The sequence below is a fragment of the Pseudomonas sp. MPB03 genome (genome assembly GCF_046605385.1).
Taxonomy (GTDB): domain Bacteria; phylum Pseudomonadota; class Gammaproteobacteria; order Pseudomonadales; family Pseudomonadaceae; genus Aquipseudomonas; species Aquipseudomonas zanjanensis.
This window is the reverse complement of sequence record NZ_CP176770.1, coordinates 3982885-4009768: the sequence shown is the minus strand read 5'-3', so window position 1 is coordinate 4009768 and position 26884 is coordinate 3982885. Positions and strand designations below refer to the sequence as shown.

Genomic DNA, 26884 nt, shown 5'->3' with positions numbered 1-26884 from the left:
CGTTGTCAGCGCCCTAGGATCGATCGCAACCAATTGATCCAGCCATGGGCTGGCGCCTGATTGAATGATGGGCGTCGAAAACAGCGATAAGAAAGCCATGCAAAAAACTGATGTCATTGTCGTGGGGGGAGGCCTGGTGGGGATGTCCGTCGCCTATGGGCTGGCCTTGCTCGGACGCCAGGTAAGCGTGCTCGACGGAGGCGACGACGCCATTCGCGCCGCCCGGGGCAACTTCGGTTTGCTCTGGGTCCAGGGCAAGGGCTACCGCATGAGCCCGTATGCGCAATGGACGCGAGAATCGGTGGCGCTCTGGCCTCGGTTTGCTGCGGCGCTGCACGCCGATACCGGCATCAACATTCATCTGCGCCAACAGGGCGGCTTTCAGTTGTGCCTGAGCGACGGGGAAATGGCCGAGGAAAGCCATCGGCTGGGTTGGCTGCGCGAAGCCCTTACTGGCGACTACCCCTTTGAACTGCTGGACAATGCGCAACTGCGCGCCCGTTTGCCGGGCATTGGGCCGGATGTGGTCGGCGGCTGTTTTTCGCCCATGGACGGCCACGTCAATCCGCTCAAGCTGCTGCGCTCGCTCTACGCCGCCTGCCAGTCGCGCGGGGTCAGGCTCATCAACGGCCATCACGTCGACGCGCTCGACGCAGGTGCAACGGGTTTCGAACTGCGGGCTGGAGAGAAGCGCTGGTCCGCCCGTCAGGTTGTGCTGGCCGCCGGCCTCGGCAATCGGGCGCTAGGGGCCATGGTCGGGTTGGACGTGCCGGTGCAACCGAACCGCGGGCAGATCCTCGTCACGGAGCGGCTCGAACCCTTTCTGCAATACCCCACCACTTATGTACGCCAGACCGACGAAGGCACGCTGCAACTGGGCGACTCCCATGAGTCGGCGGGCTTCGATGACGGCACCGGCAGCCAGGTCATGGCCGCCATTGCCCGGCGCGCGGTGCAGTGTTTCCCACGGTTGGGCCAGGTCCGGCTGGTGCGGGCCTGGGGTGCGCTGCGGGTGATGAGCGCCGACGGCTTTCCGATCTACGAAACGCCTCAAGGCCGCCCGGGCTTGTCGATTGTCAGCTGCCACAGCGGCGTGACCCTGGCCGCTGCCCATGCGTTGCGTCTGGCGCCATGGATTGCCGGTGAATTCGATGATCTGGCGGTGCAGCCATTCGGGTTGCAACGTTTCAACCGGCAAGCCGAGGTGCGCCATGTCGGCTGATCGTCTGTTCCGGCCACTGGCCTTGGGAGATCACACCGTGCAAATCGAATTCGAAGGCACGCCGCTGACGGTGCCCGCCGATGTATCCCTGGCGGCGGCGCTGCTGGGCTGCGGCATCCGCCACACTCGCGAGAGCGCCATCAACGCTCGTCCCGGCGCACCTTACTGCATGATGGGCGTGTGTTTCGAGTGCCTGATGGAGGTGGACGGCCAAGCCAATGCCCAGGCGTGCCTGGTGCCGGTGCGTGCCGGCATGCGCGTGCGCCGCCAACACGGTGCCGCTTGCCTGGCACTGCGGGAGGAGGGCGGCGATGAGTAACGCAGCCATCGACCTGATTATCATCGGCGCTGGCCCGGCGGGCATGAGCGCTGCGCTCGAAGCCCGGGCCCAAGGCTTGTCCGTGGTTGTGCTGGATGAGCAGGCCAGCCCGGGTGGACAGATTTATCGCCAGGTGCTCCAGGCGGATCTACGCAGCCGCGCGGTGTTGGGTGACGACTACGTGGCCGGGGCGAAGTTGGCCGCCGACTTTCTGCAATGCGGTGCCCGCTATCTTCCCAACGCGGCCATCTGGCAGGTGACGTCGCAATGCGAGGTGCATTACCTGATCGAGGGCCGTGCCGAAGTCTTGCAAGGGCGTCACCTGTTGATCGCCACAGGCGCCTTCGAGCGGCCGATGCCGATTCCTGGCTGGACCCTGCCGGGCGTCATGACCGCCGGAGCCGGGCAGATCCTGCTCAAGAGCGCTGCCATGGTGCCGGCCTCGCCTGTGGTGCTGGCCGGGTGTGGTCCATTGCTCTACCTGCTGGCGGTGCAATACCTGCGCGCCGGGATCACCCTTGAAGCGCTGGTGGATACCAACCTGCGAAGCGATCTGCTGCGGGCTTGGCGCTATATTCCCGGCGCGCTGCGCGGCTGGCGCGACTTGCTCAAAGGGTTGGGGCTGCTGGCGGAACTCAAGCGGGCCGGCGTCCGGCATTTTCGCGGTGCGTGCAACCTGCGGGTTGAAGGTACGGATCGGGCCTGCGCCTTGAGCTTCGACAGTCAAGGTCGCGCCCAGCGCATTCGCGCCGATTTGATTCTGCTGCATCAAGGCGTGGTGCCAAACACCCAGGTGAGCTGGTCGTTGCGCCTGGCCCACGACTGGAGCGAACAGCAATTGTGCTGGGCGCCGCGCCGCAATCGATGGGGAGAAAGCAGCACGCCGGGCATTTTCATCGCAGGCGACGGTGGCGCCATCGGCGGGGCCCAGGTGGCGCAACTGGAGGGGCGCCTGGCTGCGCTGGCCATCGCCGGTCAGCAGGGTAAAGCCGGGGCATTGCAACAAGCCTTGCGCCGTGCTCGCGCCGCACGGCCACTGCTCGACACCTTGTATCGCCCTCGAACAGAGAATCGCATTCCCGCCGACGACGTCACGGTGTGCCGCTGCGAAGAGGTCAGCGCTGGCGACATCCGTCGTTACGTCGACCTGGGTTGCCTGGGCCCCAATCAGACCAAGGCTTTTGGACGTTGCGGCATGGGCCCGTGCCAGGGGCGCCAGTGCGGCCTGAGCGTCACCGAAATCATTGCCGAGCGTCGCGGCGTCGCACCCGCCGAGGTGGGCTATTACCGCATCCGCTCACCCCTCAAACCCATCACGCTCGCCCAATTGGCTGGCGAGCATCTCTCCATCGAGGAACCTTCATGAGTATTCAACGCATCGAAAGCAACCCACGCCTGAGCCGCAGCGTCGTGCACAACGGCGTGGCCTGGCTCAGCGGTGTCGTCGCCGCCGATTGCAGCCAGGACATCCAGGGCCAGACCCGCCAGGTGCTGCAACGGATCGATGAACTGCTGGCCGCGTCCGGCAGCGACAAGCACCGACTGCTCAGCGTGCAGATCTGGATGAAAGACATGGGCCGGGATTTCGCCGCCATGAACGCGCTGTGGAGCGAGTGGATCAATGCCACGCAGACGCCGGCGCGGGCCACGGCCCAAGTGGCCTTCGACGACCCGGAGATTTTGCTGGAGCTGATTGTCACCGCGGCCGTCTGAGGCCGCTGGCCGATCACCGTTGTGCGGTCACCGGGCAGGCGACCACCAGAGTCACCGCCCGGGCTTGTTCACATTGCTGCTGCCATAACGGACGACTTCTGTGGAGCGTCCGGAATCAATAACATCGCACCTGGAGCAAATGAATGAACGTAAAACGCATCGCCCTGAAACTGGGTCTCGTCTCGCTGCTGGCTTTCGGCGCGAACCTGCAGGCCGCCGAATCATCGCTGCGCATCGGCATCGAGGCGGCTTACCCGCCCTTTGCCTCGAAAACCCCGGACAACGCCATCGTCGGCTTCGACTACGACATCGGCCAGGCGCTGTGCGCTGAAATGAAGGTCCGTTGCGTCTGGCAGGAACAGGAGTTCGACGGCTTGATCCCCGCGCTCAAGGTCAAGAAAGTCGACGCGGTGATTTCCTCCATGTCGATCACCCCGGAGCGCTTGAAGTCGGTGGACTTCACCGATCGCTACTATCGGATCCCGGCGCGCCTGGTGTTTCGCAAGGGCAGCGGCATCAACGATATCCCGGCACAGCTCAAAGGCAAGCGGATCGGCGTGCAACGGGCGACCAACTTCGATCGTTATGTCACCGATCACTTTGCCCCGGCGGGCGCCGAGGTCGTGCGCTATGGTTCGCAGAACGAGATCTTCCTCGACCTGCTGGGCGGGCGCCTGGACGCGACCATGGCCAGTTCGGTGGTGATCGACGAGAGCTTGCTCAAGCGGCCCGAGGGAACGGAATTCGAATTTGTCGGGCCTAACTTCACCGAGGAGCAATACTTCGGCACGGGCATCGGCATCGCGGTACGCAAGAACGATGCGCTGGCGAGTCGCTTCAATCAGGCGCTGGCGACCATTCGCGCCAACGGCACTTACGACAGTATTCGCCAGAAGTATTTTGATTTCGATATCTACGGCGAATAATTCTCCGCCCGAGGGGTGTATCTCGCGGGCTTGCTGTTGCACAACACGGAGTGATTCATGAAGACCAAAGCGGTACTCACTGAGCAGGACGTTGCGCAATTGCTGGTAGCGGCCAAGGAGCTGGCTCACCAGCGTCAATGGGCGGTGTCGGTGTGTGTGGTGGACGACGGTGGTCATCCCCTCGGGCTGTTGCGCCTGGACGATGCCTCGCCGTTATCGGCCTATATCGCCACTGAAAAAGCGCGCACGGCCGCTATGGGGCGGCGTGACAGCAAGGTTTTCGAGGACATGATCAACGGTGGTCGTTACGCTTTCCTCAGCGCTCCGCACTTGCAGGGCATGCTTGAAGGCGGGGTGACCATTCGTCATGACGGCCAATGCATTGGGGCTATTGGCGTGTCTGGGGTCAAGGCTGAGCAGGATGCGGAGTTGGCTCGTTTGGCGGTTGAGACGGTGTTGCCGGTGATTACGCCGGATGCCTGAAGCGGTCATGAAGCTATGGAGTTTCCCTGTGGGAGCGAAGCTTGCTCGCGAAGGCGGCGGCACATTCAGCACTGATGCAAGCAGGTTCACCGTCATCGCGAGCAAGCTCGGCTCCCACAGGGATCGGCGGCGGACATTGATCTGCTAAACGACCAAAAAAACCTGTGGGAGCGAGCTTGCTCGCGAAGGCGGCAGCACATTCAGCCTTGATGCAAGCAGGCCCACCGCCATCGCGAGCAGCTCGGCTCCCACAGGGATCGGCGGTGGACGCCGATCTTCTAAACGACCAAAAAACCCTGTGGGAGCGAGCTTGCTCGCGAAGGCGGCAGCACATTCAGCATTGATGCAAGCAGGCCCACCGCCATCGCGAGCAAGCTCGGCTCCCACAGGGATCGGCGGTGGACATTGATCTGCTAAACGACCAAAAACTATGTGGGAGTGAGCCTGCTCGCGAAGGCGGCGGAACATTCAGCATTGATGCAAACAGGCCCACCGCCATCGCGAGCAAGCTCGGCTCCCACAGGGATCGGCGGTGGACGCTGATCTTCTAAGCGACTAAAAAACCATGTGGGAGCGAGCTTGCTCGCGATGGCGGTACGCCAGTCGACATCGCACTACAGACCGAACCCCTCCCACAGGGCCTGCACAAATCTTCCAGACACACGCTTCTCCAGCAGTTAATCTGCCAAGAGTACATTCACCAGACGGGACAGGGCATGACGGCGCGCAACTGGATCGATCTCAAGCAGGACGCCACGTCCGGTATCGAGACCGTGCGCGCGCATTTCGAGGGGCATGCCTATGATCCCCATTGGCATGACACGTATCTGGTGGGCGTGACCGAGCAGGGGGTGCAGCAGTTTCATTGTCGCCGCCAGCAGCACAACAGTACGCCGGGCAAGGTGTTCCTGCTCGAGCCCGGTGAGTTGCATGACGGCAACGCGCCCCACGATCACGGGTTTACCTATCGCACGTTGTACCTGGAGCCCCAATGGCTGGAGCGCGAGCTGCGCTCTCTGTTCGATGTGGCGCCGGACAACGCCCAGCTGGGATTCGCTGCCACCCTGACCGATGATGCGCGGCTGGCGAGTGCCACGGCGTTGGCCTTCCAAAGCCTGCATGAGCAGGAGATCCGCATCGTGCGCCAGACGGCCCTCGACACCCTGTTGGCCAACCTGACCCAGCACCTGCACTGGCGGGCGCGGATCAACCCGGATCCGCGGCTGCCATTGGTGGCGCAGCAGGCCAGGGATTATCTGCACAGTCACCTGAGCGAAGACATCGGCCTGGATGACCTGGCACAGGTCACCGGCGTGGATCGTTTCCGCTTGACCCGTGCCTTCAAGGCCGCTTTCGGCCTGGCGCCCCATGCTTATCTGATCCAGTTGCGCCTGGCCCGTGCCCGGCGCCTGCTGGCCAGTGGCGAGAGCGCCGTGGCGGTGGCGGCCATGCTTGGTTTTTCCGATCAAAGCCATTTGGGCCGCTGGTTCCAGCGTGCCTATCGCCTGAGCCCGGCGGACTACCGCAAGCGCTGCTCAATTGTTCCAGACTGACCACGGCTTGGCGGGGATGATCAAGCGATCGATCCTTCACCGAGAAGTCGCTCCATGGACCAGTTACTGCCGTTTGCCTTGTTCGCATTTGTCGCCTCCATCACGCCGGGCCCGACCAATATCCTGGTGCTGAGCCATAGCTCTCGCTTTGGCCTGGCGACTACCTTGCCGATCATCCTCGGTGCCTGTGCGGCGGCGGCCTTGCTGGTGCTTCTGGTCGGCACCGGATTAGGAGATGTGCTGGCGCGCCATGCCACGATTCAGACGTTGCTCTCATGGGCGGGCATCGCTTGGCTGAGCTGGATGGCTTGGCAGATTTTCAGTGCTCCGGCCCAGGCCGTTGACCCGGACCGTCCGGTCGAGGGGCCGCGCCTGGGCCTGGCGGGGGCGGCCGGGTTGCAGTTGGTGAACCCCAAGACCTGGATGATGGCGTTGGCGGTGGTGAGCGTATTCGCCGGTGCCGAGGCGGACCGTACGGAGAGGGTGCTCTGGTTGTCCCTCGCGTTCTTTGCGATTTCGCTCCCCTGCATGACCGCCTGGGCCTATCTGGGGCGTGGCGCCGCAAGGTTCTGTCGTTCTGCCGTGGCGATGGGGCGTTTCAACCGCGTCATGGCGGTGATGCTGCTGGCGTCAGCATGGTTGACGCTGGTGGTCTGAGCGGCTGACAAAATTGTAATTTTTCTCTCGAAACCTCCGGATTGACGGCCGAGTCGGACCTTATACCGCCCTGTTTTCATGCGCGGTACCCCAATCGACCTTTGCAACAGGAGATTCCCATGAACAGTCGTTACGAGGCCTGTATAGCCGAATGCACCGCCTGCGCCATGGCCTGTGAAGCCTGCACTGCAGCCTGCCTGCGTGAGCAGAGCGTGCAGATGATGGCTAAGTGCATAGAGCTGGACCGTGACTGCGCTGACCTATGTCGGCTCGCGGCCACGCTCATGAAGCGCGACAGCAGCGTCGCCGCCCAACTGTGCAGTGTGTGCGCGGCAATTTGCCGAGCGTGTGGCGAGGAGTGTGGCAAACATGAACCGGCGCACTGCCAGGCGTGTGCAAAAGCTTGCCGGTCATGCGCCGAGGCGTGTGAGCGAATGGCCGCCTGATTGGCGTGGCGTGGCGTGGCTTGGCCAAGCGTTGGTCCTGGAGGACAGGCGCTTGGCCGGTCGCGATGCAGGTGCAGGCCTCTGCTCGAAAGCGGCCTATTGGCTGGTGGACGCAGCCTGTTTGAATACCAGTACTTTCAATCCGCAAGTCACATCGGCGTCTGGGAACTCCGGAGGGTTCGCCAGCCGCTGTTCGAATTCGAGGCCTGGAGCCTCACGCATGACGCCGTCGATAAGGAAATCCGGGCCGGTGGCCGGGTCGTTGCTACAAGCCAGTACCGTGCCATGGGCGGCCAGCAGTTCCGGCAGGCGCCGCAAGACGCGCTGGTAGTCCTTGGTCAATAGGAAACTGCCTTTCTGGAAGGTAGGCGGATCGATGATCACCAGGTCGTACGGGCCGCTGTTGATCACCTTGCCCCAGGACTTGAACAAGTCGTGGCCGAGGAAACTCACCTGGCCCAGGTCATGGCCGTTCAGCCGATGGTTGTCACGGCCGCGGCTCAGGGCCGCCCGGGACATGTCCAGGTTGACCACATGCTGCGCGCCCCCGGCGATGGCCGCCACGGAGAACCCACAGGTATAGGCGAACAGGTTCAGGACCCGTTTACCCTGGGCGTTGGCCCGCACCCAGTCGCGACCGTAACGCATGTCGAGGAACAGGCCGTTGTTCTGCTTCTTGCCCAGGTCGATCCGGTAAAACAGGCCGCCTTCGGTCAGGGTCCATTCATCGATGGGCTCGCCCACCAGCCATTGGGTGAGACTCTGCGGCAGGTAGCGGTGTTGTACGGCAAGGGTGTGGGCCTTGCTGTGTTGCCAGGCGGGCGACGTGGTCAGCGCCAGCAGCATTGCGCTCAAGTCGTCCAGAGGCTTGGGGTCCGGTTCCTTGAACAGCGAAACCAGCACCACCCCTTGCAACCAATCGACCGTGATCTGCTCCAGGCCTGGCCAGCAGCGCCCCCGGCCATGGAACAAGCGACGGGTTTCTACCGGCGCTGATTCCAGGGCTGCCAGCAAATGGTCGTGAAGGGTTTGAAGGGCTACGCAATTCATTCAGGCAACGCCAGGGATTCGAAAGGCCGGCATTTTAACCGCAGGCGAACCCGACGCAATCCTTGTGGCGAGGGAGCTTGCTCCCGCTTGAGTGCGAAGCACTCACATGCTTGGGGCTGCTACGCAGCCCAGCGGGAGCAAGCTCCCTCGCCACAAAAGGTGCCCCTAGCTGCCGCTGGTAGCCAAGATGCTGGCAACCTGCTGCGGCTGGCAGTTGAGATAGGCCGATCGCTTGAGCCAGCTCGGGTCCGGGTACCAGGAAAACATGAATTGTCCGCCCTTGAGCTTGTCGATCACCTGGCGCGCCACTTGCGGGCGTACGGCAGGGCAGCCCTGGCTGCGCCCGATGCGACCCTGGCGCACGCTCCACAACGGGTTCACGTAGTCGGCGGCATGGATCACGATCGCCCGGTCGCGGGCCAGGTCATTGAAGCCCGGCTCCAGGCCATCCATGCGCAGTGAATAACCGTGGGCGCCCTGGTAGCTTTCCTGGGTACGAAACAGGCCCAGGCTGGATTGGTAGCTGCCCAGGCGATTGGAAAACTGCGTCGCGAAGTTTTCCCCGGACTTTTGCCCATGGGCCACCAGGTCGCGCAATACCAACTTCTTCTGGCGCAGGTCGAAGATCCACAGGCGCCGGGCCGTGGAGGGTTGCGAGTAGTCGATGACCGCCAGGTGGCGAGCCTGGCCGGCGCCATTGGCGACGGCGCATTGCATGGCGCTCAAGGCACTTTTAAGCGCCAGGGGATTGAGTTCCGGCGCTGCCTGGGCGAGGCTGTGGTAAAGCGTTTTCGACTTGGCCTTTTTTTCCGCCAGTGCCGGGCTGCAAATGATACCCAGGCCCAGCATGACCAGGCAGAATCGGCGCAAAAAGCCCGATACAGGCGAAGGGTTTCCAGCGTGGTGTTCGTTCGCGGCATCCCGTCCGATTTCGTTTGTCTGCATGATGGCGGGTCGTACCTGTCGCAAAATTCACCGTCAACGAGACGGCCATGGATTGGAGTAAAGCAGTTGTTCAAAAAGTCCGCATGTTACCTGAGCCTTTTATTGCTCACGGCGCCATTGGTCGCCAAAGCCGAGGACGGCGACCCGGCTCTGGTGCAGAGCACGCTGGCGCAACTCGCGGTCGCGTGCCCGGACGTCGCGGTGGGCGTCGATTTTCCGACGCAGCTTGACTTGCAGGCGTTCTACCAGCAAAACGCAGGCCAGGAGGTCTGGGCGGACGACGAACGACGGGGAGCGTTGCAGGTCCAGTTGCAGCAGCTGGCCGACGACGGCATGGATCCGGCACGTTATAGCCTGCCGGTCGGGGACGCGGCCCAAGGCCTTCATTGCGCCGACATCGCCATCAGCCAGCGCTACCTGCGAGCTTTGCATGACCTGCGTTTCGGCTACCTGCCCCAAGACCGACTGGAGCCGGTATGGAAAGCCAACCCACCGCCACAGGATCACCCGGCCGTGGTGCTGGCCATCGCGGGGCTGGGCCTGCAAAACCTCGCCGACGCCTTTGAACAGGCGCGGCCGAACCTGGACCTTTACCGCAACCTGCGCGGCCTCTATGCCCGGCTACGGCAACAGCCGCTGGGCGAATGGCAAGCGGTGCCAGGCGGGCCGTTGCTGCAACCGGACAAACAGGACGCCCGTGTCCCCGCCCTGGCCCAGCGCCTGTTCAATGAGGGGTACTTGAGTACGCCGCCGCAGGTCAGCGACGAGCATTACAGCCCCATGTTGGTGGAGGCGATGAAGAGCTTCCAGGCCCGGCATTCGCTACAGGCCGATGGCGTGGTCGGGCCATGGACCGTCACCGAGCTGAACATCAGCCCGGCCATGCGCCGCGAGCAGTTACGTATCAATCTGGAGCGCATGCGTTGGCTGGCCCAGGATGTGGAAACCGACAGCGTCCTGGTCAACGTGGCTGCGGCGCAGTTGACGGTTTACCAGGGCGGCGCGCCGGTCTGGCAGACCCGCACCCAGGTGGGCCGGGCGCAACGGCAGACGCCGTTGCTCAAATCCCATGTCACCCGGCTGACGCTCAACCCGACCTGGACCATTCCGCCGACCATCATGCGCGAGGACAAACTGCCCGAGATCCGCCGTGATCCGGAGTTTCTCACTCGCCACAACCTACGGATCCTCGACAGTGAAGGCCTGCCGTTGCTGGCGGAGGACATCGACTGGGAGCACCCAGGCAACCTCATGCTTCGCCAGGACCCAGGCCCGAAGAACCCGTTGGGCAAAATGGCGATCCGCTTCCCCAATCCGTTCTCGGTGTACCTGCATGACACACCGAGCCAGTCGCTGTTCAGCAAAGGTCCGCGGGCCTTCAGCTCAGGTTGCGTGCGGATCGAGCAAGTGATGCACCTGCGCGACCTGCTGGTCAGCCCGGCTGAACGGGCCCGCACTGACACCTTGCTGGCCAGTGAATCGACCCACGAGTTCAGGCTGGCCCGGCCCATGCCGATCCTGCTGGGTTACTGGACGGCACAGGCGGACAGCCAGGGCCAGGCGGTGTACATCCCGGATATCTACGGGCGTGACGCAACGCTGTCCGCCGCCCATGGTCGCGCGCTGTGAACGCTTGGTTCTGAACTCAGGCGCATGCAATAGCGGGCGCCTGTGTGGTTTCATCAAGCGTTGCGAACAACCGCTGGCCGATATCGCCGGCGGCTCGCAAAAGCTGTTGCGGATCGGCGGTTTCCGAGTCGAGCAAACGCTGGGAACTCACCACTTGGGCGCCGCAATAACCGAAAATGCCATGGTCGATCTGCGTGGTCATCGCCTGATCGTAGCCGTGACGTTGGAAGCTGTCGGCATCGGCGCCACCGACACCTACCAGGTGGACGCGCAAGTGTTGCAGCTTCTGGATAAACGGTTTGTCGAGACTGAAATCGAATGCCCAACCGTTGGAAAACACCCGGTCGATCCAGCCCTTGAGCAATGCCGGCATGGACCACCAATAAATCGGATAGACCAATACCAGCGCGTCGGCATGGTCGATCCTGGCTTGTTCGGCCAGCACATCCGCGGGCGGCAGGGCCTCGCGGTGGTGGACCGCATGGTCGGCAAAGCTGAAGCGTGGATCGAAGCCTTCGGCGGCCAGGTCGGCGATCTCGAAGGTATCGGTGGGGTTGGCGCGGGTAATGCCTTCGGCGATTTTCCGGGCCAGGCTATGGGTGAGGGAGCGTGGATCGTGGTGAGCCACAACGATGAGTGCATGCATGGCGAAACTCCTTCTGGTCACGAGGTCTTGAAGACAGGTATGCTTAAGTTACGCTTAGTAAGTTACGGTTGGTAAAGTTAGCATGTCAAGCACTGATGAACATTCGCCGCCTTCACCTCGTCGTCGTTTGTCCCGGCAGGACCGGCAGCGTCAATTGCTGGAGGTTGCCTGGCGGCTGGTGCGCGAGGAGGGCAGTGATGCTCTGACGTTGGCGCGGCTGGCGGACCAGGCCGGGGTGACCAAACCCATCGTCTATGACCACTTCATCACCCGATCCGGGCTGTTGGCGGCGCTGTACCAGGATTTCGATGCTCGCCAGACCGCGCTGATGGACGCTGCCCTGGAGGCCAGCGACCCCACCTTGCAAAGCCGGGCGGCGGTGATCGCTTCGTCCTACGTCGAATGCGTGCTGTTGCAAGGTCGGGAGATTCCCGGGGTGATCGCGGCGCTGACCAGTTCGCCGGAGCTTGCGCGCATCAAGCGCGAATACGAGGGGATTTTTCTCGATAAGTGCCGCGCGGTGCTGGAGCCGTTTGCGGGTACGAAGGGCATCGGCCAGGCGGGTTTGCGGGCGATGCTGGGGGCGGCGGAGGCGTTGTCCAATGCGGCCGCCACCGGGGAAATCAGCCCTGGCGAGGCGAAGGACGAGCTGCTGGCCAGTATCGTGGCGATGGTGGGCAGGACTGGCGACACCTCTTCAAACTGAGCCACCGCTATCGCGAGCAAGCTCCCACGGTCGTTTCGTATTAGGGCGTTCTATACAGCAACCTCAATGTGCCGGGCCCAGGGCCGTCTCGATGCAGTCCAGCAGCTTGTCGGCATCACAAGGCTTGGGCAGGCAGGCGACCAACCCCGGCGTATGCGCCCCCAGGTCCGGATAAGCGGTAATGAAGATGGTGGGAATCCGAAAACCCATGGCACCGAGCTGTTCATGCAGCTCTACACCACTCATGCCCGGCATCTGGATATCGGAAATCAGGCAATGGGTACTGACCGGGGCATTGGCGTCCAGGAACTCGATGGCGCTGCGATAAGTTCGAACCTTGTAACCAGTGGAACGCAACAGGCTATCCAGGGCTGTCCGGACGGATTCGTCATCGTCAACAACCGCGATAGTCGTCGTGTTGCGTATCTGCGTGGCTTGCGTCATAGGGATCGCTCGTAACAGCGCCTGTCGTGACTACACGATACGCGGTCCCATAAGGGGCAGAAGTATACCTATGTATAACGCCCTAAGACCTAAGGGTTGGCGCCCTGTCCCCGGTCCTGCGCCAGGCCATGAAAACATTGTGAAGCGCTTTCATGAGGCGCTAATCTAAAGAGCGCAACACGCCCCGTCCTGGATCCCGGCACATGCTTTACCCTCAGGCATCCAGCGCAGCCACGGAAGTCGCCTTATGGCTACGACATCGGCAAGTGCGACATGACACTGGATGACAGCCGACGGCAAAGTGCGGCAGACCAAACAAAATAGTGCTCCTGTGCCGATGGAATAACAGCATGCAAATACTATGGGACGATGGTGAGCGTATCTTCTGTCGGGAATTGCGCTCGGGTGTGGACGGCGACGACACGGTCCTGGTGGCCCGCCCCGCGACCGAACAGCCTCGCCCTGGTTGCCTTGACCGGCTCGCCCATGAGTTTGGCCTGAAGGATGAGCTTGATGGCGCCTGGTCGGTACAACCCCTCGACATGGTGCGCGAAGGGGCCCAGGTGCGGCTGCTGCTCGAGGATCCCGGCGGCGTGCCGCTCGTGCAGTTGCTGATCGCCCCGATGGAAACGGCGACGTTCCTGCGCCTTGCGGTGAGCATCGCCGTGGCGCTGGGCCAGCTCCACCAGCGCGGCATCGTTCACAAGGACATCAAGCCCAGCCACATTCTGGTGAACTGCGACGATGGCCAGGCGCGGCTCACCGGGTTCGGCCTGGCTTCGCGGCTGCCGCGGGAGCGCCAAGCCCCCGAAACCCTGGCCGGCACGCTCGCCTATATGGCGCCCGAGCAGACCGGCCGGATGAATCGCTCGATCGATTCGCGCAGTGATCTCTATTCCTTCGGCATAACGCTCTATCAGATGTTGACTGGCTCGCTGCCGTTCACGGCGTCCGACCCCATGGAGTGGGTCCATTGCCATATCGCCAAGATGCCTTCGCCGCCCAGTGCGCGGGTCCAAACCATCGCCGAGACGTTGTCCCGGATCGTCATGAAACTGCTCGCCAAGACCGCCGAGGAGCGCTATCAGACCGCCGCGAGTGTCGAACATGATCTGCGTCGTTGCTTGGCGCACTGGACACAATCGCGGCACATCGATGTCTTTGCCCTGGGCGAACAAGGCGCCTCCGATCGGCTGCTGGTTCCCGAAAAACTCTACGGCCGCGAGCGTGAAGTCGAGACGTTGGTCACCGCGTTCGGTCGGGTGGTTGAAACACGAGCGCCGGAACTGGTGCTCGTGACTGGCTACTCCGGTATCGGCAAATCCTCGGTGGTCAATGAGTTGCACAAAGTCCTGGTTCCGCCGCGGGGCCTTTTCGCCAGTGGCAAGTTCGACCAGTACCGGCGTGACATCCCTTATTCGACCCTGGTGCAGGCCTTCCAGAGCCTGGTGCGCACGTTGCTGGGCAAAAGCGACACGGAACTGGCGCATTGGCGCGAGGCGTTGCTGGAGGCACTGGATGCCAATGCGCGGCTCATGACCGACCTGATCCCCGAACTCAAGCTCATCATCGGCGAGCCGCCAGCGGTCCTGGCGCTTGATCCCCAACAGGAGCAACGCCGCTTCCTGCTGGTGTTCAGGCGCTTCATCGGTGTGTTCGCCCGCGCGGACCATCCGCTCGCGCTGTTTCTCGACGATCTGCAATGGCTGGACGCAGCGACGCTCGACCTGTTGGAGGACCTGCTGACCAGCGCCGATGTGCGCCACCTGATGCTGGTGGGCGCCTACCGCAGCAATGAGGTGGACGCCACGCATCCATTGACGGGCAAGCTCAAGGCCATTCGGAGCGCGGGAGGCAAGATCAGCGAGATCACCCTGGCGCCCCTCGTCAAGGTGCACGTCGAGCAGTTGATCGCCGAGGCCCTGCATGACGCCGTTGATCGTGTCGAGCCGCTGGCGCAACTGGTGCTGGACAAGACCGCGGGCAATCCATTCTTCGTGATCCAGTTCCTGCAGGCCCTCGCTGACGAGCGATTGCTGGCCTTCGATCACGAGGCGCGGCAGTGGTGGTGGGATCCGCAGCGCATTCACGCCAAGGGCTACACAGACAATGTCGTCGACCTGATGGTCGGCAAACTGGTACGCCTGCCTGCCGACACGCAGCAGGCGTTGCAGCAACTGGCGTGCCTGGGCAACGTGGCCGGGCTCAAGGCGCTTTCCACCGTTCTGGACATCTCCCCGACGCAGGTCCGGGCGGTGATGTGGCAGGCGGTCCGCCAGGAACTGGTCGAGCGGCTGGACGATGCCTATGGATTCGTTCACGACCGTATTCATGAGGCCGCCTACTCGCTGATTCCCCAGGCTGCGCGCGCCGAGATGCACCTGCGCATCGGACGGCTGCTCGCGGCACAAACGGACGCCCAAGCGCTTGAAGAGGCGATCTTTGAAATTGCCGGCCAGCTCAATCGTGGCGCGGCGTTGCTCACCGACCGGGCTGAGCGGGAGCAGTTGGCTGAATTCAACCTGCTGGCCGGCCAACGGGCCAAGGCCTCGACGGCCTATGCTTCGGCACTCAACTACCTGGCCACCGGCGTGCAGTTGCTGGATGAAGATTGCTGGACAGGGCGCCATGACTTGATCTTCGGGTTGGAATTGAACCGGGCCGAATGCGAGTTCCTTACCGGGCAACTCGGTGCTGCGGACGAACGCCTGAAGGCCCTGGCCGACCGCGCCGTGACGGTGATCGAGCGGGCCAACGTGGCGTGCCTGCTGATGGATGTCTACCTGCTCCTGGATCGCAGCGATGGTGCGGTGGCGGTCTGCCTCGACTACCTGCGTCATGTGGGGATCGAGTGGTCGGCCCACCCGAGCGACGACGATGTGCGTCACGAGTACGAGCGCATCGGGGAACTGCTTGAAGGCCGGGCCATCGAAGACCTCATCGAGCTGCCGCTGATGGAGGACGCCACCTCCCTGGCGACGCTCAACGCACTGGGCAAGCTCTTTGCGCCGGCCTTGCAGAGTGAAGCGAACCTGGTGGACCTGTTGATCTGCAAGGCAGTCACCTTGAGCCTGGAGCAGGGCAACTGCGATGCGTCCTGTGTGCTGTACGCCAATCTGTTTCGGGTCGCCGGTCGGCGGTTCGGTGACTACCAGATGGGGTTCCGCTTTGGCCAGCTGGGTTGCGACCTCATTGAAAAACGCGACCTGCGGCGATTCGAGGCCAGCACTTATCTGTGTTTTTCGTGCTTTGCCGTGCGTTGGATGAGGCCCGTGGAGCAATGCCGGGACCTTTTGCGTCGTTCGTTCGCGGCGGCGAATCGGATCGGTGACCTGCCGTATGGCGCCTACGCGGGCAACAACCTCACCGCCGATCTGCTGTTCGCTGGCGAGCCGTTGGCCGATGTTCAAGACGAAGCCGAGCGGGGCCTGGCCTACGCCAGGAGGGTGCACTTCGGGCTGGTGACGGATTTTATCGTCGCCCAGCTGGCACTGATCCGGATGCTTCGGGGCGTGACGCTGACGTTCGGCTGCCTTGACGACGGCCAGTTGAACGAACCGGCCATCGAAACCCACTTGTCCAGCAACTCGGATCTGGTCCTGGCTGAATGTTTGTACTGGGTCCGCAAACTGCAAGCCCGCTACCTGGCCGACGATCCCGAAGCGGCCATGGCCGCGGCGGTGAAGGCCCAGGATCTGCTCTGGGTTTGCCAGGCGTTTTTCGAGGAAACCGAATACCATTTCTACGGCGCCCTGACGCGGGCCGCTTGTTGCGATCGTGTGCCAGTGGACGAGCGCGAACCTCATTGGGTGGCGATGGCGGCCAATTACCGCCAGCTCCAGGCATGGGCACAGCAGTGTCCGGAGAACTTCGCCAGCCGCACCGCGTTGGTGGGTGCCGAAATGGCCCGGGTCGAAGGGCGCCTAATCGATGCCGAGTCGCTGTACGAGCAAGCCATCCAAGCCGCGCAGGAAAGCGGTTTCGTCCATATCGAGGCGTTGGCCAACGAACTCGCGGCGCGCTTCTACGCCGCCCGTGGTTTCGGCAAGATCGCTCGCGTCTATCTCCAGGATGCTCGTTACGCCTACCAGCGTTGGGGCGCCGAGGGCAAAGTGCGACAACTGGAGCACACCTATCCATCGCTGAGGACCGAAGCGCCTGTGCCCGGTCCAACGACGACGATGATGACGCCGGTCGAGCACCTGGATCTGGCCACCGTACTCAAGGTCTCCGAGGCGGTGTCGGGGGAAATCGTCCTGGATAAGCTCATCGACATGGTCATGTGCACGGCGATCGAACAGGCCGGCGCCGAACGCGGGTTATTGATCCTGTCCAGCGACGGCGAGTACCGAGTCGCGGCGCAGGTGACCACCGGCAACCACGTAACGCAAATCCACAATGCCCCGGTGGGCGCGGCACTGTTGCCGGAGTCGATTCTCTACCACGTCCTGCGCACCGGGGAGAGCGTTTTTCTTGACGATGCCCTGATCGCGGCGCCGTTTGCCGCGGACCCGTATATCCGCAAGCAGCACGCCCGCTCGATTCTCTGCGTGCCGTTGCTGAACCAGGCCAAGCTCGTCGGCGCGCTCTACCTGGAAAACAATCTGGCTGCCCATGTGTTCAACCCAACCCGGATCGCCGTGTTGAAACTGTTGGCGTCCCGTGCGGCCATCTCATTGGAAAATGCCCGCTTGTATCGCGAAGTCGCCGAGCGCGAAGCGAGGATCCGGCGCCTGGTCGACGCCAACATCATTGGCATTCTATTTTGGAATGCCGATGGCGACATTATCGAAGCCAACGATGCCTTTCTGCGCATGGTCGGCTACGAGCGCGAAGACCTGGCGTTGGGCCGCCTGGGCTGGCGGGACCTGACAGTGCCGGAGTTCCGCGAACTGAGCGAACGCTCCCTGGCCCAGGCATTGCTCACCGGGCACGCCCGGCCTTATGAAAAAGAATATTTTCGCAAGGATGGCAGCCGCCTGCCGGTCATCGTCGGTCTGGCGCTGTTCGAGGCCAATAGCAGGGAAGGGGTCGCTTTCGTGCTGGACCTGACCGAACGCCGCCAGGCGGAAGAAAAGATCCGCGAAAGCGAGCGACGTTATCGCGAGGTGCAAACCGAGCTGGCGCACGCCAACCGAGTCGCGACCATGGGGCAGTTGGTGGCTTCGATCGCCCATGAAGTCAACCAGCCGATTGCCGCGACGATCCTCAATGCCGATGCCGCCCTGCGTTGGCTGAACACCCAGCCACCCGAGATCGAGGAAGTCCGCCAGGTACTGGGGCGCCTCATCTACGACGCCAATCGGGCGGCGGACGTGCTGGGGCGGATCCGTGGGCATATCCGCAAGGCGCCGCCACAAAAAGGCCCGGTGGACATCAACATTGCCATTGGCGAAATGATCGAGTTCACCCGTAGCCAGATCATCAAGAGCGGCGTCTTGATCCAGACGCAACTGGCCGACGGTTTGCCGCTCATCCAAGGTGACCGGGTCGAGCTGCAACAGGTGCTGCTCAACCTGATCATGAATGCGCTCGAAGCGATGAGCTGCGTCAACGAGGGCGAACGGCAGTTGTGGATCTGCGCAACGTTAGAGGGGGCCGATTGGGTGCTGGTGAGTGTGAGCGATTCGGGGCCGGGGTTCGCCTCGGAAAACGTCGATCAGGTGTTCACGTCGTTCTACACCACCAAACCCACTGGGCTGGGCTTGGGGTTATCGATCTGTCGTTCGATCATCGAGTCCCATGGCGGTTGCTTGAAGGCCTGCGCCAATCAGTCACGCGGCGCTACCGTTCAATTCACGTTGCCCATCGTCCAGGGGGAAACGCCTGCCTGAGGACTCGACAGCGTTCGATTCATACTTAGGTTTAAAGGCTGTATATCAATAGATCACCGGTTCCACTCCCACGTACAAATGCAACGCCGCAACCCGGGCGATAGATTGGCTTCACGGGTTGCGGAGTGTGAGCCATGATCGATTTAACCCACCGGGCAATGGATGGACTTTCTGCGCTTCGTTCGGTCGCGCTGGTGTTGATGGCGCTCGTCACGGCGAGCGCTTTCTATCGCCTGGGTACGCCGATGCTGGAGGGGCAGGGATGCGCAGCGGCCCGCAATCGCGGCTTGTCTGATATCGCCTTGAGATGGGTGCATGTCGAACGGTCCGGGGGCACGCCGCCGATCGGCGCGCACCTGATCAGCCCACGGGGGTTCTATCTGCATCACGGGATCTACCTGGGCGACCTGAAAGTCGCCCACTACTCCGGGTTCAGCGGTTCGCTGAGATCCGGCCCCATCGAAGTGATCGACCTTGAACATTTCGCCCATGGCAAACCGGTATGGATCGCGCAGGAGCCGTATGAATACTCCAACGACGAAGTCGTCCGGCGGGCGCGCTCACGGCTCGGTGAGAATAAATATCGGGTTCTGTCCAACAACTGCGAACACTTTTGCAACTGGTGCATCAGCGGAAAACACTACAGCGCTCAGGTCGACGCTTATTTCCAGCGTCCCCGTGATCTTTTTGCTTTTATTTCGACGCTGGAGCCGCAGCTGATTGCATAGTGGCCTGTGCGGTTAATTTGAGTGCACGAATTAGCCACACAGGCCACTAGGCACAAGGCGGGTCGCGCAAGGTCGCTGTGCTACACTTTTTTTCGTTTCACTCGCCGGAAGGGTCGTGAATGAACGGTAATGCTTCATCCAATGAAGCGGGTCTCAAAGGTTCTATTGTGTTCGTGGTGGATGACGATGCCTCCATGCGCGATGCGTTGAGCAACCTGCTGCGCTCGGTCGGGATCCGCGTCGAGACGTTCGCCTCCACGGCGGATTTTCTTCGGCAACCGAAGACCGAGTGCCCCAGTTGCCTGGTCCTTGATGTACGGTTGCAAGGCGCCAGTGGCCTCGACTTCCAGGCGCAGTTGGCGGAGTCGAATTCGAATATCCCGATCATTTTCATCACCGGCCACGGCGACATCGAGATGTCGGTCAAGGCGATGAAAGCCGGCGCCGTGGATTTCCTGGCGAAACCTTTCCGTGAACAGAACCTGCTGGATGCGGTGTCCGCCGCGCTTCAGGCGGATGTCCGGAGACGGCAAGTCGAGCAGCAATTTTCCGATTTGCATGCCCGCTACCAGACGCTCACCGTCCGTGAAAAGGAAGTCATGGGTTTTGCGGTCACGGGGCTGATGAACAAGCAGATCGCCGGGCAAATGAACCTGAGCGAAATCACCGTGAAGATCCATCGCGCCCATGCGATGAAAAAAATGTGCGCCAAGTCGTTTGCGGACCTGGTCCGGATGGCCGAAGCCTTGGGTACCGGGCAGAGTCGGTGAGCGATCACGGCTGCTGCGCAGCCGAGCGGGAGCAAGCTCCCTCGCCACGGGGGCAGCGTCTCATTCGCCACAGCCCGCTCAGCCCCAACACTGAAACTTCGAGCCAACCCAATCCCCTGTGGCGAGGGAGCTTGCTCCCGCTGGCCTGCGAAGCAGGCCCCTGCAATGCCTGCAGGCAAACCGCATTGGCTGGTTTGAATGGGCAATACTGATAAGCGATGCCAATAAAAAGTTTTATTGACTAAAAAATTACATCGAGTAATTATTCTCCTGCATCTGCTTTCACGCAGAGTCATTTCGCAGGGGCAACCCAATGAATCAGAACACCGTGCCTTCACTGGCCAGTCTTTACGTCGAGACTCACGAATCGCCCTCCGACGCACGCCTGGCGCCTTCGCTGATGCAAGGCTTTCCCGCCGAACCCCTCCGCCGTGTCACCTGGCACAACTGGATGAGCCCGCCGTTCAACCAATGGGGCTTCCGCAACCTGGCGCGCTTGCGTCCCTCCATCGATGTACAGGCTGGCAGCGGGCCGGTCAGCGCGTTCAAGCAGGCGCTCCAGCCGCTGGACGAGTTGCACTTCGACAGCGAGTGTGGCTTGAGCATCAGCGTGATCGACCACCTGATCGCCAGCCAGACCGATGCTTTCCTGGTCCTCAAGGGCGACACCGTGCTGTTCGAGCGTTACTTCAACGGCCAGCGCCCCGAGGACCGGCACATCATGTTTTCGGTGACCAAGTCGCTGATCGGTGCCCTGGGTGAACAACTGGTCTGCGAAGGTCAGCTTGACCCGACGCTGACGGCCGCCCATTACGTACCGGAACTGACCGGCAGTGCGTTCGGCGATGCGACCGTGCGCCAGCTGTTCGACATGGCCGTGGCCGTCGATTACAGCGAGGTCTATGAGGATCCGGATTCGGAGAGTTCCCAATACGGTTACGCCTGCGGTTTCCAGCCGGCACCGGCGCAGTACACGACGTTCGAATCCCTGTACCAATACTTGCCGTCACTGCGCAAGCGCGGCAGTCACGGCGGCTTTTTCCATTATGTGACGGCCACCACCGAGGCGTTGGCCTGGGTCATGGAGCGGGCGTCCGGCAAGGCCTGTCACCAGTTGCTGCAGGCGGTCTGGAGCCAGTTGGGCTGTGAGCGCGACGGCTATTTCCTGGCCGATCCCTGGGGCCGCAGCGTGGCCGGTGCCGGGTTCAGCGCGACCCTGCGTGACATGGCGCGCTTCGGCCGCCTGCTGGCCAATGACGGCCGTCAGGACGGGCGCCAACTGCTCTCGGCCGAGGCCCTCGCCGGTATTGCCGCTGGGGCCGACCCGGCCGTCTATGCCGCCTGCGCCGACTTTTCCAGTTGGACCCCAGGCGCGTCCTACCGCAGCCAATGGTATGTCTTCAACGACCACAGCCAGGCGCTCATGGCCGGTGGCATCCATGGCCAATACCTGTTCATCGACAAGCCCTCCGGCGTGGTGATCGTCAAGCAGTCATCCTTGGGCGAGGCCGTCAGCCCGTTCGACGGCGACAGCGTGCGCATGCTGCGGGCCATCGCGGCGCAACTGACGCCCTGACTTCATCCGATAAACACAACAATTTCGTTCCGCTCATCTGGCCCAGCCAGGTGTTGGCGCGGGTTTGCGCCGCCATTCACTGCCCTGTAACAACAATAATCAACAGGAGCTCCATATGGTTTCCATGATGCGTTTGTCCCGAACGTGCCTCGTGCTCGGGTTACCCTTGACCGCCCAGGTTGCCTGGGCGGGCTACACCTTCGAGGAGGGTAACCTCAAGGGCGAGGTCAACCTGACGGCCGGTGGCGCAGCCGTGTCCACCCGCAACGTCAATTTTGGCGGCGGCGTGGTGGACCTGCGCAGCGGCAAGAATGGCGGCACGAAAATCGACTGGCAGGAGTTCTATGTCAAGCCGGGCGTCAAGTTGGAATACGCCGTGCAGCCGGATTTCAGCCTGCTGGCCGGCGGCTCCCTGGTGGGAGCGACCACCTTCGGTGATGGTGACGCCGGTGGCTTCACCCGCAGCTCCGATGGCAAGGTATCGACGGAAGAGTTCTATGGCGGTTTCCGGGCCGGGGAGTGGACGGTCACGGGCGGTCGCCAGAACTACATGATCGGCAATGGTTTCATCGTCATGGATGGCAACCTTGATCAGTTCAACGACGGTGCCTATTGGCTCGCCCCACGCACCGCCTTCAAGGAGTCGGCGGTGGTCGCCTGGGACCATGGCGCGTTGAAAGTCCAGGGTTTCAGCCTGGGAACCGACAGCGACCTGGGTGACTTTCGCCTGAGCGGCGTGAACCTGGACTACAACCTCGACGACCAGGTGACGCTGGGTGCCACCGCGCTGAAGGTCAAGGCCATGGGGCCCAAGGGCAGCACGTTGCCGCGTCGTCGCGATGGCATGCTGGTGTACAACGTCAGGGCCTTGAACGCCCGGCTCCCGGGTCTCCCGGACCTGGCCCTCAACGCCGAATATGCCGTGGAGCGAGGCAGCGGCGAAGGTGTGGACTACGATGCCAAGGCCTGGTACGGCCAGGCCGATTACACCTTCGGCACACTGCCGCTGACCCCGGTGATCGGCTACCGCTACGCGAGTTTTTCCGGCGACGACAACCTCACCGACAACCGACAGAAAGCCTGGGATCCCTTGACCAAGGGCTTCGTCGACTGGAGCACCTGGTTGATCGGCGATGTCGTCGGCAACTACCTGATGTTCAACAGCAACGAAAACGTCCAGCAGTTCTCACTCAAGACCCACCTCAACGAAACCCTGACGCTCGGTGCGATCCACTACCAATTCTGGCTGGACGAAAAAAACTACATGGGCACCGCCGTCAGCGATAAACGGTTTGCCGACGAGAGTGTAGTCTTCCTGGATTGGGCACCTTCGAAGTCGCTGTCCACCTCGCTGTCCTACAACTGGGTCAAGCCCATGGCGGCGGCCAAACAGGTCTTCGGCGACGACCGGAAGTTCAGCGCGCTGGAACTCTTCTTCACCTACCGCTATTAAGTGTCGCGAGCCTTCGCGGCCGCGCTGGAGTGTTTGATCATGAGCCTGTTTTTGCGCAACACCTTGCTGGGCGCTGTCGTTTCGATGCTGGTCAGTGGCGCGAGCCTGGCCGAAGAGCGAACGGTGCGAATCTACAACTGGATCGAGTACCTGCCGCCGGAAATCCTCAAGAGTTTCGAGGAAGAAACCGGCATTCGCCCCATCTATGACGTCTTCGACAGCGTCGAGACATTGGAGTCCAAGCTGCTGACCGGCAACTCGGGGTATGACGTGGTCTATCCGAGCAGCTCCAACGTCAGCCATCTGATCGCCGCCGGCGCCGTCCAGCCCCTGGACCGCAGCCAGTTGCCGAACTGGCAGCATCTGGACCCCGAATTCATGAAGTCCCTGGAAGCGGTGGGCGATCCGGGCAACCGCTATGCCGCGCCGTACCTGTGGGGCACGACCCTGATCGGCTACAACGTCGACAAGGTGCGCCAGGTGCTGGGTGAAGATGTGCAAATGAATACCTGGGACATCCTGTTCAAGGAAGAGAACATGGCCAAGCTGGCCAGTTGTGGCGTGGGTCTGCTGGACGCCGCCAACGAGATCGTGCCCATTGCCTTGCACTACGAAGGGTTGGACCCCAACAGCCAGAAACGTGAGGATTACGCCAAGGCACAGGCAGCCATGCTCAAGGTTCGGCCGTACATCACCTACTTCAACTCATCGCGCTATGGCATGGACCTGGCCAACGGTGAGATCTGTGTCGGGGTGGGTTGGTCCGGTGGGGTGGCCCTGGCCAAACGACTGGCCGAAGACGCCGGGAAGGGGGTCAAGGTGGAGATGGCGCTGCCCAAGGAAGGGGCGCCGATGTGGTCGGACGTCATGATGGTGCCCGCCAATGCGCCTCATGCCAAGGAAGCCTACGCCTTCATCAACTACATCTTGCGTCCGGATGTCATTGCGCGGATCAGCAACAAGATCGGCTATCCCAACCCGAACAAGGAAGCCACGGCACTGGTCAATGCTGAAATCCGCAACAACCCCGCCATGTATGTGCCGGACGAGGCGCGCAAGACCCTGTTCGCCTTGGAACCGGTGCCGGCCGCCGTGGAGCGGATTCGTACCCGCACCTGGACGGGCATCAAGACCCATCGCTGATCGGCGTGGCCCGGCGTTGCGGCGCCGGGTCCGTCTCAGTGGTTCAGGCGCGCATGCCCAGGAAGAGCAATTCAGTGATGCGCCGGACCTGGGCGGAATGTGCCTCGATGTCCGGTTGTTCCTGGTTGACCAACCTGAACAGCTGCAAGTGCGAATAGTCGTTCAACAGGAACGCGGCGAGGTCGACGTCCAGATCGGCGCGTAGTTTGCCGGCTTGTTGCAACTCCCTGATCAGCCCACTGATTTCGGCCCTGAGCGCATCGTTCATGGCGCGATACCCCTCGGGCAGCCCATTGTCGCCACCAAACAGGATCAGCGGCAGCAACTCGCGCCACAGGCTCGGGTGCATGACCTCCAGCGCGTAGCCGGTCAACAGCCGCTCCAGATAACACAGCGCTTCCACCGGGTCCTCGATTTCAGGCATCTGGCTGCGGGTATCGGTGAGGGCGCGCTGGTCGGCGTCGTGCAGGATCTCCAGGATGATCTCCTGCTTGTTGCCGAAGTACTTGAACACGGTGGGCGCCGACACGCCGGCCTGGCTGGCGATCTGTTCGATGGTGGTGTTCTGGAAGCCCTGGCGCTCGAACAGTTCGACCGCCGCCTTGCTGATGGCTTGGCGGCGTTCGGCTTTTTGACGTTCACGCAGTCCGCTCACGGGAGCTCCTTGTCGCAAAGAAGGTAAAGGCCTTGGCCCCCCCCCGTGGGAGCGAGCTTGCTCGCGATGGCGTCGGATCAGCAGTATTGAAGCCGGCTGACACACCGCTATCGCGAGCAAGCTCGCTCCCACAGGATTGTGGGTTGCCAGCGGGCCGGGCATAGGTATGCAAAATACTTAACCCAGTAAAGTTTTTAAAGGGTTTATTTCATTACTGCCCCCATGGACTTGGCTGAATGCCCCGTTCCAGACGCTTGGCAACAGGCAAAACGCCATGCCTTACTTGGCGAAATCAGGCACATAGGTGGCGCGTTCAGGTAACTAACTCGGGAGGGAAGGCGGGTAACGTGGCGCAACTTTCACCGCAAGTGCGCACGTTCGCCCAGGGTGGATCAATACAAACCTGATGGTGCCGCTTCCAGGAGGGGCGGAAAAACCGAAACACCGATTGTTCCTATGCGCGCCTCAATGTTCGATCACAAGAGAATAAGAAAATGACCAGCCCCAGCTTCAAGGATTCGAACGGCCATCTGGCACAGGGCTTCAAGCCTCGTCACGTCACCATGCTGTCCATTGCCGGGATCATCGGTGCGGGTCTGTTCGTGGGATCGGGTCATGCCATTGCCGCCGCCGGCCCGGCCGTCATGCTGGCCTATCTGTTTTCCGGGACGTTGGTGGTCCTGGTCATGCGCATGTTGGGTGAGATGGCGGTCGCCAATCCGGACACCGGCTCCTTCTCCACCTATGCCGACCAGGCCATCGGGCGCTGGGCCGGCTTCACCATCGGGTGGCTCTACTGGTGGTTCTGGGTGCTGGTGATTCCCATAGAAGCGCTGGCCGCCGGCCATGTGCTCAACCAATGGTTTCCCGCCGTCGATGCCTGGCTGTTCGCCTCGGTGTCGATCGTTTTGCTGGCGGTGACGAACCTGTTCAGCGTGTCGAAGTACGGCGAGTTCGAATTCTGGTTCGCCATGGCCAAGGTCGTGGCGATCATTGGTTTTATCTCCCTGGGTTTCGCAGTGCTGATGGGCTGGATTCCCGAGCGCGAAGCCAGCGGCTTGAGCCGGTTGATGGAGGAGCATGGCGGGTTCGCCCCCAACGGCTTGTCGGCGGTAGTGGGCGCGTTCATCACCATCATGTTCAGCTTCATCGGTACGGAGGCGGTGACCATCGCGGCGGCTGAATCCGATAACCCCGCGCAGAACATTGCCAAGGCCACCCGTTCGGTGATCTGGCGTATCGGTGTGTTCTACCTGCTGTCGATCTTCGTGGTCATTTCCGTGGTGCCGTGGAACGATCCGCTCCTGGCTTCAGTGGGCTCCTACCAGCGGGCGCTGGAGTTGATGAACATTCCCCACGCCAAATTCCTGGTGGATGTGGTGGTGCTGATTGCCGTGGCCAGTTGCATGAACTCCTCGATCTACATCGCCTCGCGGATGCTGTACTCCCTGGGCCGTCGCGGCGATGCGCCAAGGGCCGTGAAGGTGACGTCCTCGGCCGGTGTGCCACGGTCCGCGGTGATTGCCAGTACCGTGCTGGGCGCGGGTGTCACCTTGTTCAGCTACTTCATGCCCGCCGGCCTGTTCCAGTTCCTGCTCGCCAGCTCCGGTGCCATCGCCTTGCTGGTGTACCTGGTGATCGCCATCTCGCAACTGCGCATGCGCCGGATGCTGCAACGACAGAACATCGAGCTGCCTTTTCGCATGTGGTTGTTTCCCTGGTTGACCTGGTTGGTCATTGTGTTCATCTCGGCGGCGCTGGCGGTCATGATGATCACGCCCGAGCACCGCAGCGAGGTGAGCACGACCCTGGGCCTGGCGCTGATCATTTCCTTTATCGGCCTGGCGACGTCGCGACATCCACCCCAGCCGGAGAGCGTCGCTTCCCTCGGCTAATCCCTGATTTTTTACCCTGTTGACGCCACGTTACTGGCGTCAACAAACCCGCTTTTCAGCCCATTCAAGACGCAAAAACCTCAGTCTTGAA

The 26884-nt window shown here is 62.1% G+C and carries 23 protein-coding genes; 18 read left to right on the top strand and 5 right to left on the bottom strand.

What is annotated here, in order from left to right; translation table 11 throughout:
* Nucleotides 1-97 precede the first annotated feature (97 nt).
* The 9 genes from ACLH0I_RS17115 to ACLH0I_RS17075 all read left to right on the top strand — a co-directional run bounded on the left by ACLH0I_RS17115 (nucleotide 98) and on the right by ACLH0I_RS17075 (nucleotide 7319).
* A complete protein-coding gene (locus ACLH0I_RS17115) occupies nucleotides 98-1222 on the top strand; it encodes an NAD(P)/FAD-dependent oxidoreductase (protein WP_411384869.1) in 1125 nt (374 codons plus the stop codon).
* The gene (locus tag ACLH0I_RS17110; protein ID WP_411384868.1) at nucleotides 1212-1541 is read left to right on the top strand and encodes a (2Fe-2S)-binding protein; all 330 of its coding nucleotides are present in this window, start codon (nucleotides 1212-1214) and stop codon (nucleotides 1539-1541) included. The genes ACLH0I_RS17115 and ACLH0I_RS17110 overlap by 11 nt, the downstream gene beginning before the upstream one ends.
* Complete coding sequence (locus tag ACLH0I_RS17105) at nucleotides 1534-2907, top strand: NAD(P)/FAD-dependent oxidoreductase (RefSeq protein WP_250962077.1); 1374 nt, start codon at nucleotides 1534-1536, stop codon at nucleotides 2905-2907. The genes ACLH0I_RS17110 and ACLH0I_RS17105 overlap by 8 nt, the downstream gene beginning before the upstream one ends.
* Complete coding sequence (locus ACLH0I_RS17100) at nucleotides 2904-3254, top strand: RidA family protein (protein WP_250962076.1); 351 nt, start codon at nucleotides 2904-2906, stop codon at nucleotides 3252-3254. Before ACLH0I_RS17105 ends, ACLH0I_RS17100 begins: the two co-directional genes overlap by 4 nt.
* A 143-nt stretch (nucleotides 3255-3397) precedes the next feature.
* The gene (locus tag ACLH0I_RS17095) at nucleotides 3398-4180 is read left to right on the top strand and encodes an ABC transporter substrate-binding protein (RefSeq protein WP_411384867.1); all 783 of its coding nucleotides are present in this window, start codon (nucleotides 3398-3400) and stop codon (nucleotides 4178-4180) included.
* A gap of 57 nt (nucleotides 4181-4237) precedes the next feature.
* A complete protein-coding gene (locus tag ACLH0I_RS17090; RefSeq protein WP_014338265.1) occupies nucleotides 4238-4663 on the top strand; it encodes a GlcG/HbpS family heme-binding protein in 426 nt (141 codons plus the stop codon).
* Nucleotides 4664-5379: 716 nt separating this feature from the next.
* Entirely contained in the window at nucleotides 5380-6216 is an 837-nt protein-coding gene (locus tag ACLH0I_RS17085) for an AraC family transcriptional regulator (RefSeq protein ID WP_250962074.1), read from the top strand.
* A 54-nt stretch (nucleotides 6217-6270) separates the two neighbouring features.
* The gene (locus ACLH0I_RS17080; protein WP_411384866.1) at nucleotides 6271-6873 is read left to right on the top strand and encodes a LysE family translocator; all 603 of its coding nucleotides are present in this window, start codon (nucleotides 6271-6273) and stop codon (nucleotides 6871-6873) included.
* 119 nt (nucleotides 6874-6992) lie between these two features.
* Nucleotides 6993-7319 carry a four-helix bundle copper-binding protein gene (locus tag ACLH0I_RS17075; RefSeq protein ID WP_250962072.1) on the top strand — a complete coding sequence of 109 codons (327 nt, stop codon included), beginning with the start codon at nucleotides 6993-6995 and terminating at the stop codon, nucleotides 7317-7319.
* A 96-nt stretch (nucleotides 7320-7415) separates the two neighbouring features.
* On the opposite strand, the gene ACLH0I_RS17070 is transcribed toward ACLH0I_RS17075, so the two are convergent.
* A complete protein-coding gene (locus tag ACLH0I_RS17070; protein ID WP_250962071.1) occupies nucleotides 7416-8369 on the bottom strand; it encodes a class I SAM-dependent methyltransferase in 954 nt (317 codons plus the stop codon).
* Between the two features lie 165 nt (nucleotides 8370-8534).
* On the bottom strand, nucleotides 8535-9218 hold the full coding sequence (locus ACLH0I_RS17065) for a murein L,D-transpeptidase catalytic domain family protein (RefSeq protein ID WP_250962091.1): 684 nt from the start codon (nucleotides 9216-9218) through the stop codon (nucleotides 8535-8537).
* A 162-nt stretch (nucleotides 9219-9380) separates the two neighbouring features.
* On the opposite strand from ACLH0I_RS17065, the gene ACLH0I_RS17060 reads away from it, so the two are divergent.
* Nucleotides 9381-10943, top strand: a complete 1563-nt coding sequence (locus ACLH0I_RS17060) for a L,D-transpeptidase family protein (protein ID WP_411384865.1) — start codon at nucleotides 9381-9383, stop codon at nucleotides 10941-10943.
* A 16-nt stretch (nucleotides 10944-10959) separates the two neighbouring features.
* Here the strand turns inward: ACLH0I_RS17060 and ACLH0I_RS17055 are convergent, their stop codons facing one another.
* Nucleotides 10960-11589: an NAD(P)H-dependent oxidoreductase gene (locus ACLH0I_RS17055; RefSeq protein WP_411384864.1), complete on the bottom strand. Its 630-nt coding sequence runs from the start codon at nucleotides 11587-11589 to the stop codon at nucleotides 10960-10962.
* 82 nt (nucleotides 11590-11671) lie between these two features.
* On the opposite strand from ACLH0I_RS17055, the gene ACLH0I_RS17050 reads away from it, so the two are divergent.
* Nucleotides 11672-12295, top strand: coding sequence for a TetR/AcrR family transcriptional regulator (locus tag ACLH0I_RS17050; protein ID WP_411384863.1), 624 nt, complete (start codon nucleotides 11672-11674; stop codon nucleotides 12293-12295).
* Between the two features lie 63 nt (nucleotides 12296-12358).
* On the opposite strand, the gene ACLH0I_RS17045 is transcribed toward ACLH0I_RS17050, so the two are convergent.
* Entirely contained in the window at nucleotides 12359-12739 is a 381-nt protein-coding gene (locus ACLH0I_RS17045; protein WP_250962067.1) for a response regulator transcription factor, read from the bottom strand.
* A 350-nt stretch (nucleotides 12740-13089) separates the two neighbouring features.
* Here ACLH0I_RS17045 and ACLH0I_RS17040 point away from each other — a divergent pair, with 350 nt between their 5' ends.
* The 6 genes from ACLH0I_RS17040 (at nucleotide 13090) to ACLH0I_RS17015 (ending at nucleotide 24243) form a co-directional block, all read left to right on the top strand.
* On the top strand, nucleotides 13090-18573 hold the full coding sequence (locus ACLH0I_RS17040) for an AAA family ATPase (RefSeq protein WP_411384862.1): 5484 nt from the start codon (nucleotides 13090-13092) through the stop codon (nucleotides 18571-18573).
* 134 nt (nucleotides 18574-18707) lie between these two features.
* Nucleotides 18708-19301 carry a lecithin retinol acyltransferase family protein gene (locus ACLH0I_RS17035; RefSeq protein ID WP_250962065.1) on the top strand — a complete coding sequence of 198 codons (594 nt, stop codon included), beginning with the start codon at nucleotides 18708-18710 and terminating at the stop codon, nucleotides 19299-19301.
* Between the two features lie 119 nt (nucleotides 19302-19420).
* Nucleotides 19421-20071 carry a response regulator transcription factor gene (locus tag ACLH0I_RS17030; protein ID WP_411384861.1) on the top strand — a complete coding sequence of 217 codons (651 nt, stop codon included), beginning with the start codon at nucleotides 19421-19423 and terminating at the stop codon, nucleotides 20069-20071.
* A gap of 313 nt (nucleotides 20072-20384) precedes the next feature.
* Entirely contained in the window at nucleotides 20385-21647 is a 1263-nt protein-coding gene (locus tag ACLH0I_RS17025; RefSeq protein ID WP_250962063.1) for a serine hydrolase domain-containing protein, read from the top strand.
* 115 nt (nucleotides 21648-21762) lie between these two features.
* Nucleotides 21763-23100: an alginate export family protein gene (locus tag ACLH0I_RS17020; RefSeq protein ID WP_250962062.1), complete on the top strand. Its 1338-nt coding sequence runs from the start codon at nucleotides 21763-21765 to the stop codon at nucleotides 23098-23100.
* A gap of 39 nt (nucleotides 23101-23139) precedes the next feature.
* On the top strand, nucleotides 23140-24243 hold the full coding sequence (locus tag ACLH0I_RS17015; RefSeq protein ID WP_411384860.1) for a polyamine ABC transporter substrate-binding protein: 1104 nt from the start codon (nucleotides 23140-23142) through the stop codon (nucleotides 24241-24243).
* A 43-nt stretch (nucleotides 24244-24286) separates the two neighbouring features.
* Here the strand turns inward: ACLH0I_RS17015 and ACLH0I_RS17010 are convergent, their stop codons facing one another.
* A complete protein-coding gene (locus ACLH0I_RS17010; protein WP_339483184.1) occupies nucleotides 24287-24898 on the bottom strand; it encodes a TetR/AcrR family transcriptional regulator in 612 nt (203 codons plus the stop codon).
* 494 nt (nucleotides 24899-25392) lie between these two features.
* On the opposite strand from ACLH0I_RS17010, the gene gabP reads away from it, so the two are divergent.
* Entirely contained in the window at nucleotides 25393-26793 is a 1401-nt protein-coding gene (gene gabP / locus ACLH0I_RS17005; protein ID WP_411384859.1) for a GABA permease, read from the top strand.
* Nucleotides 26794-26884: the final 91 nt, after the last annotated feature.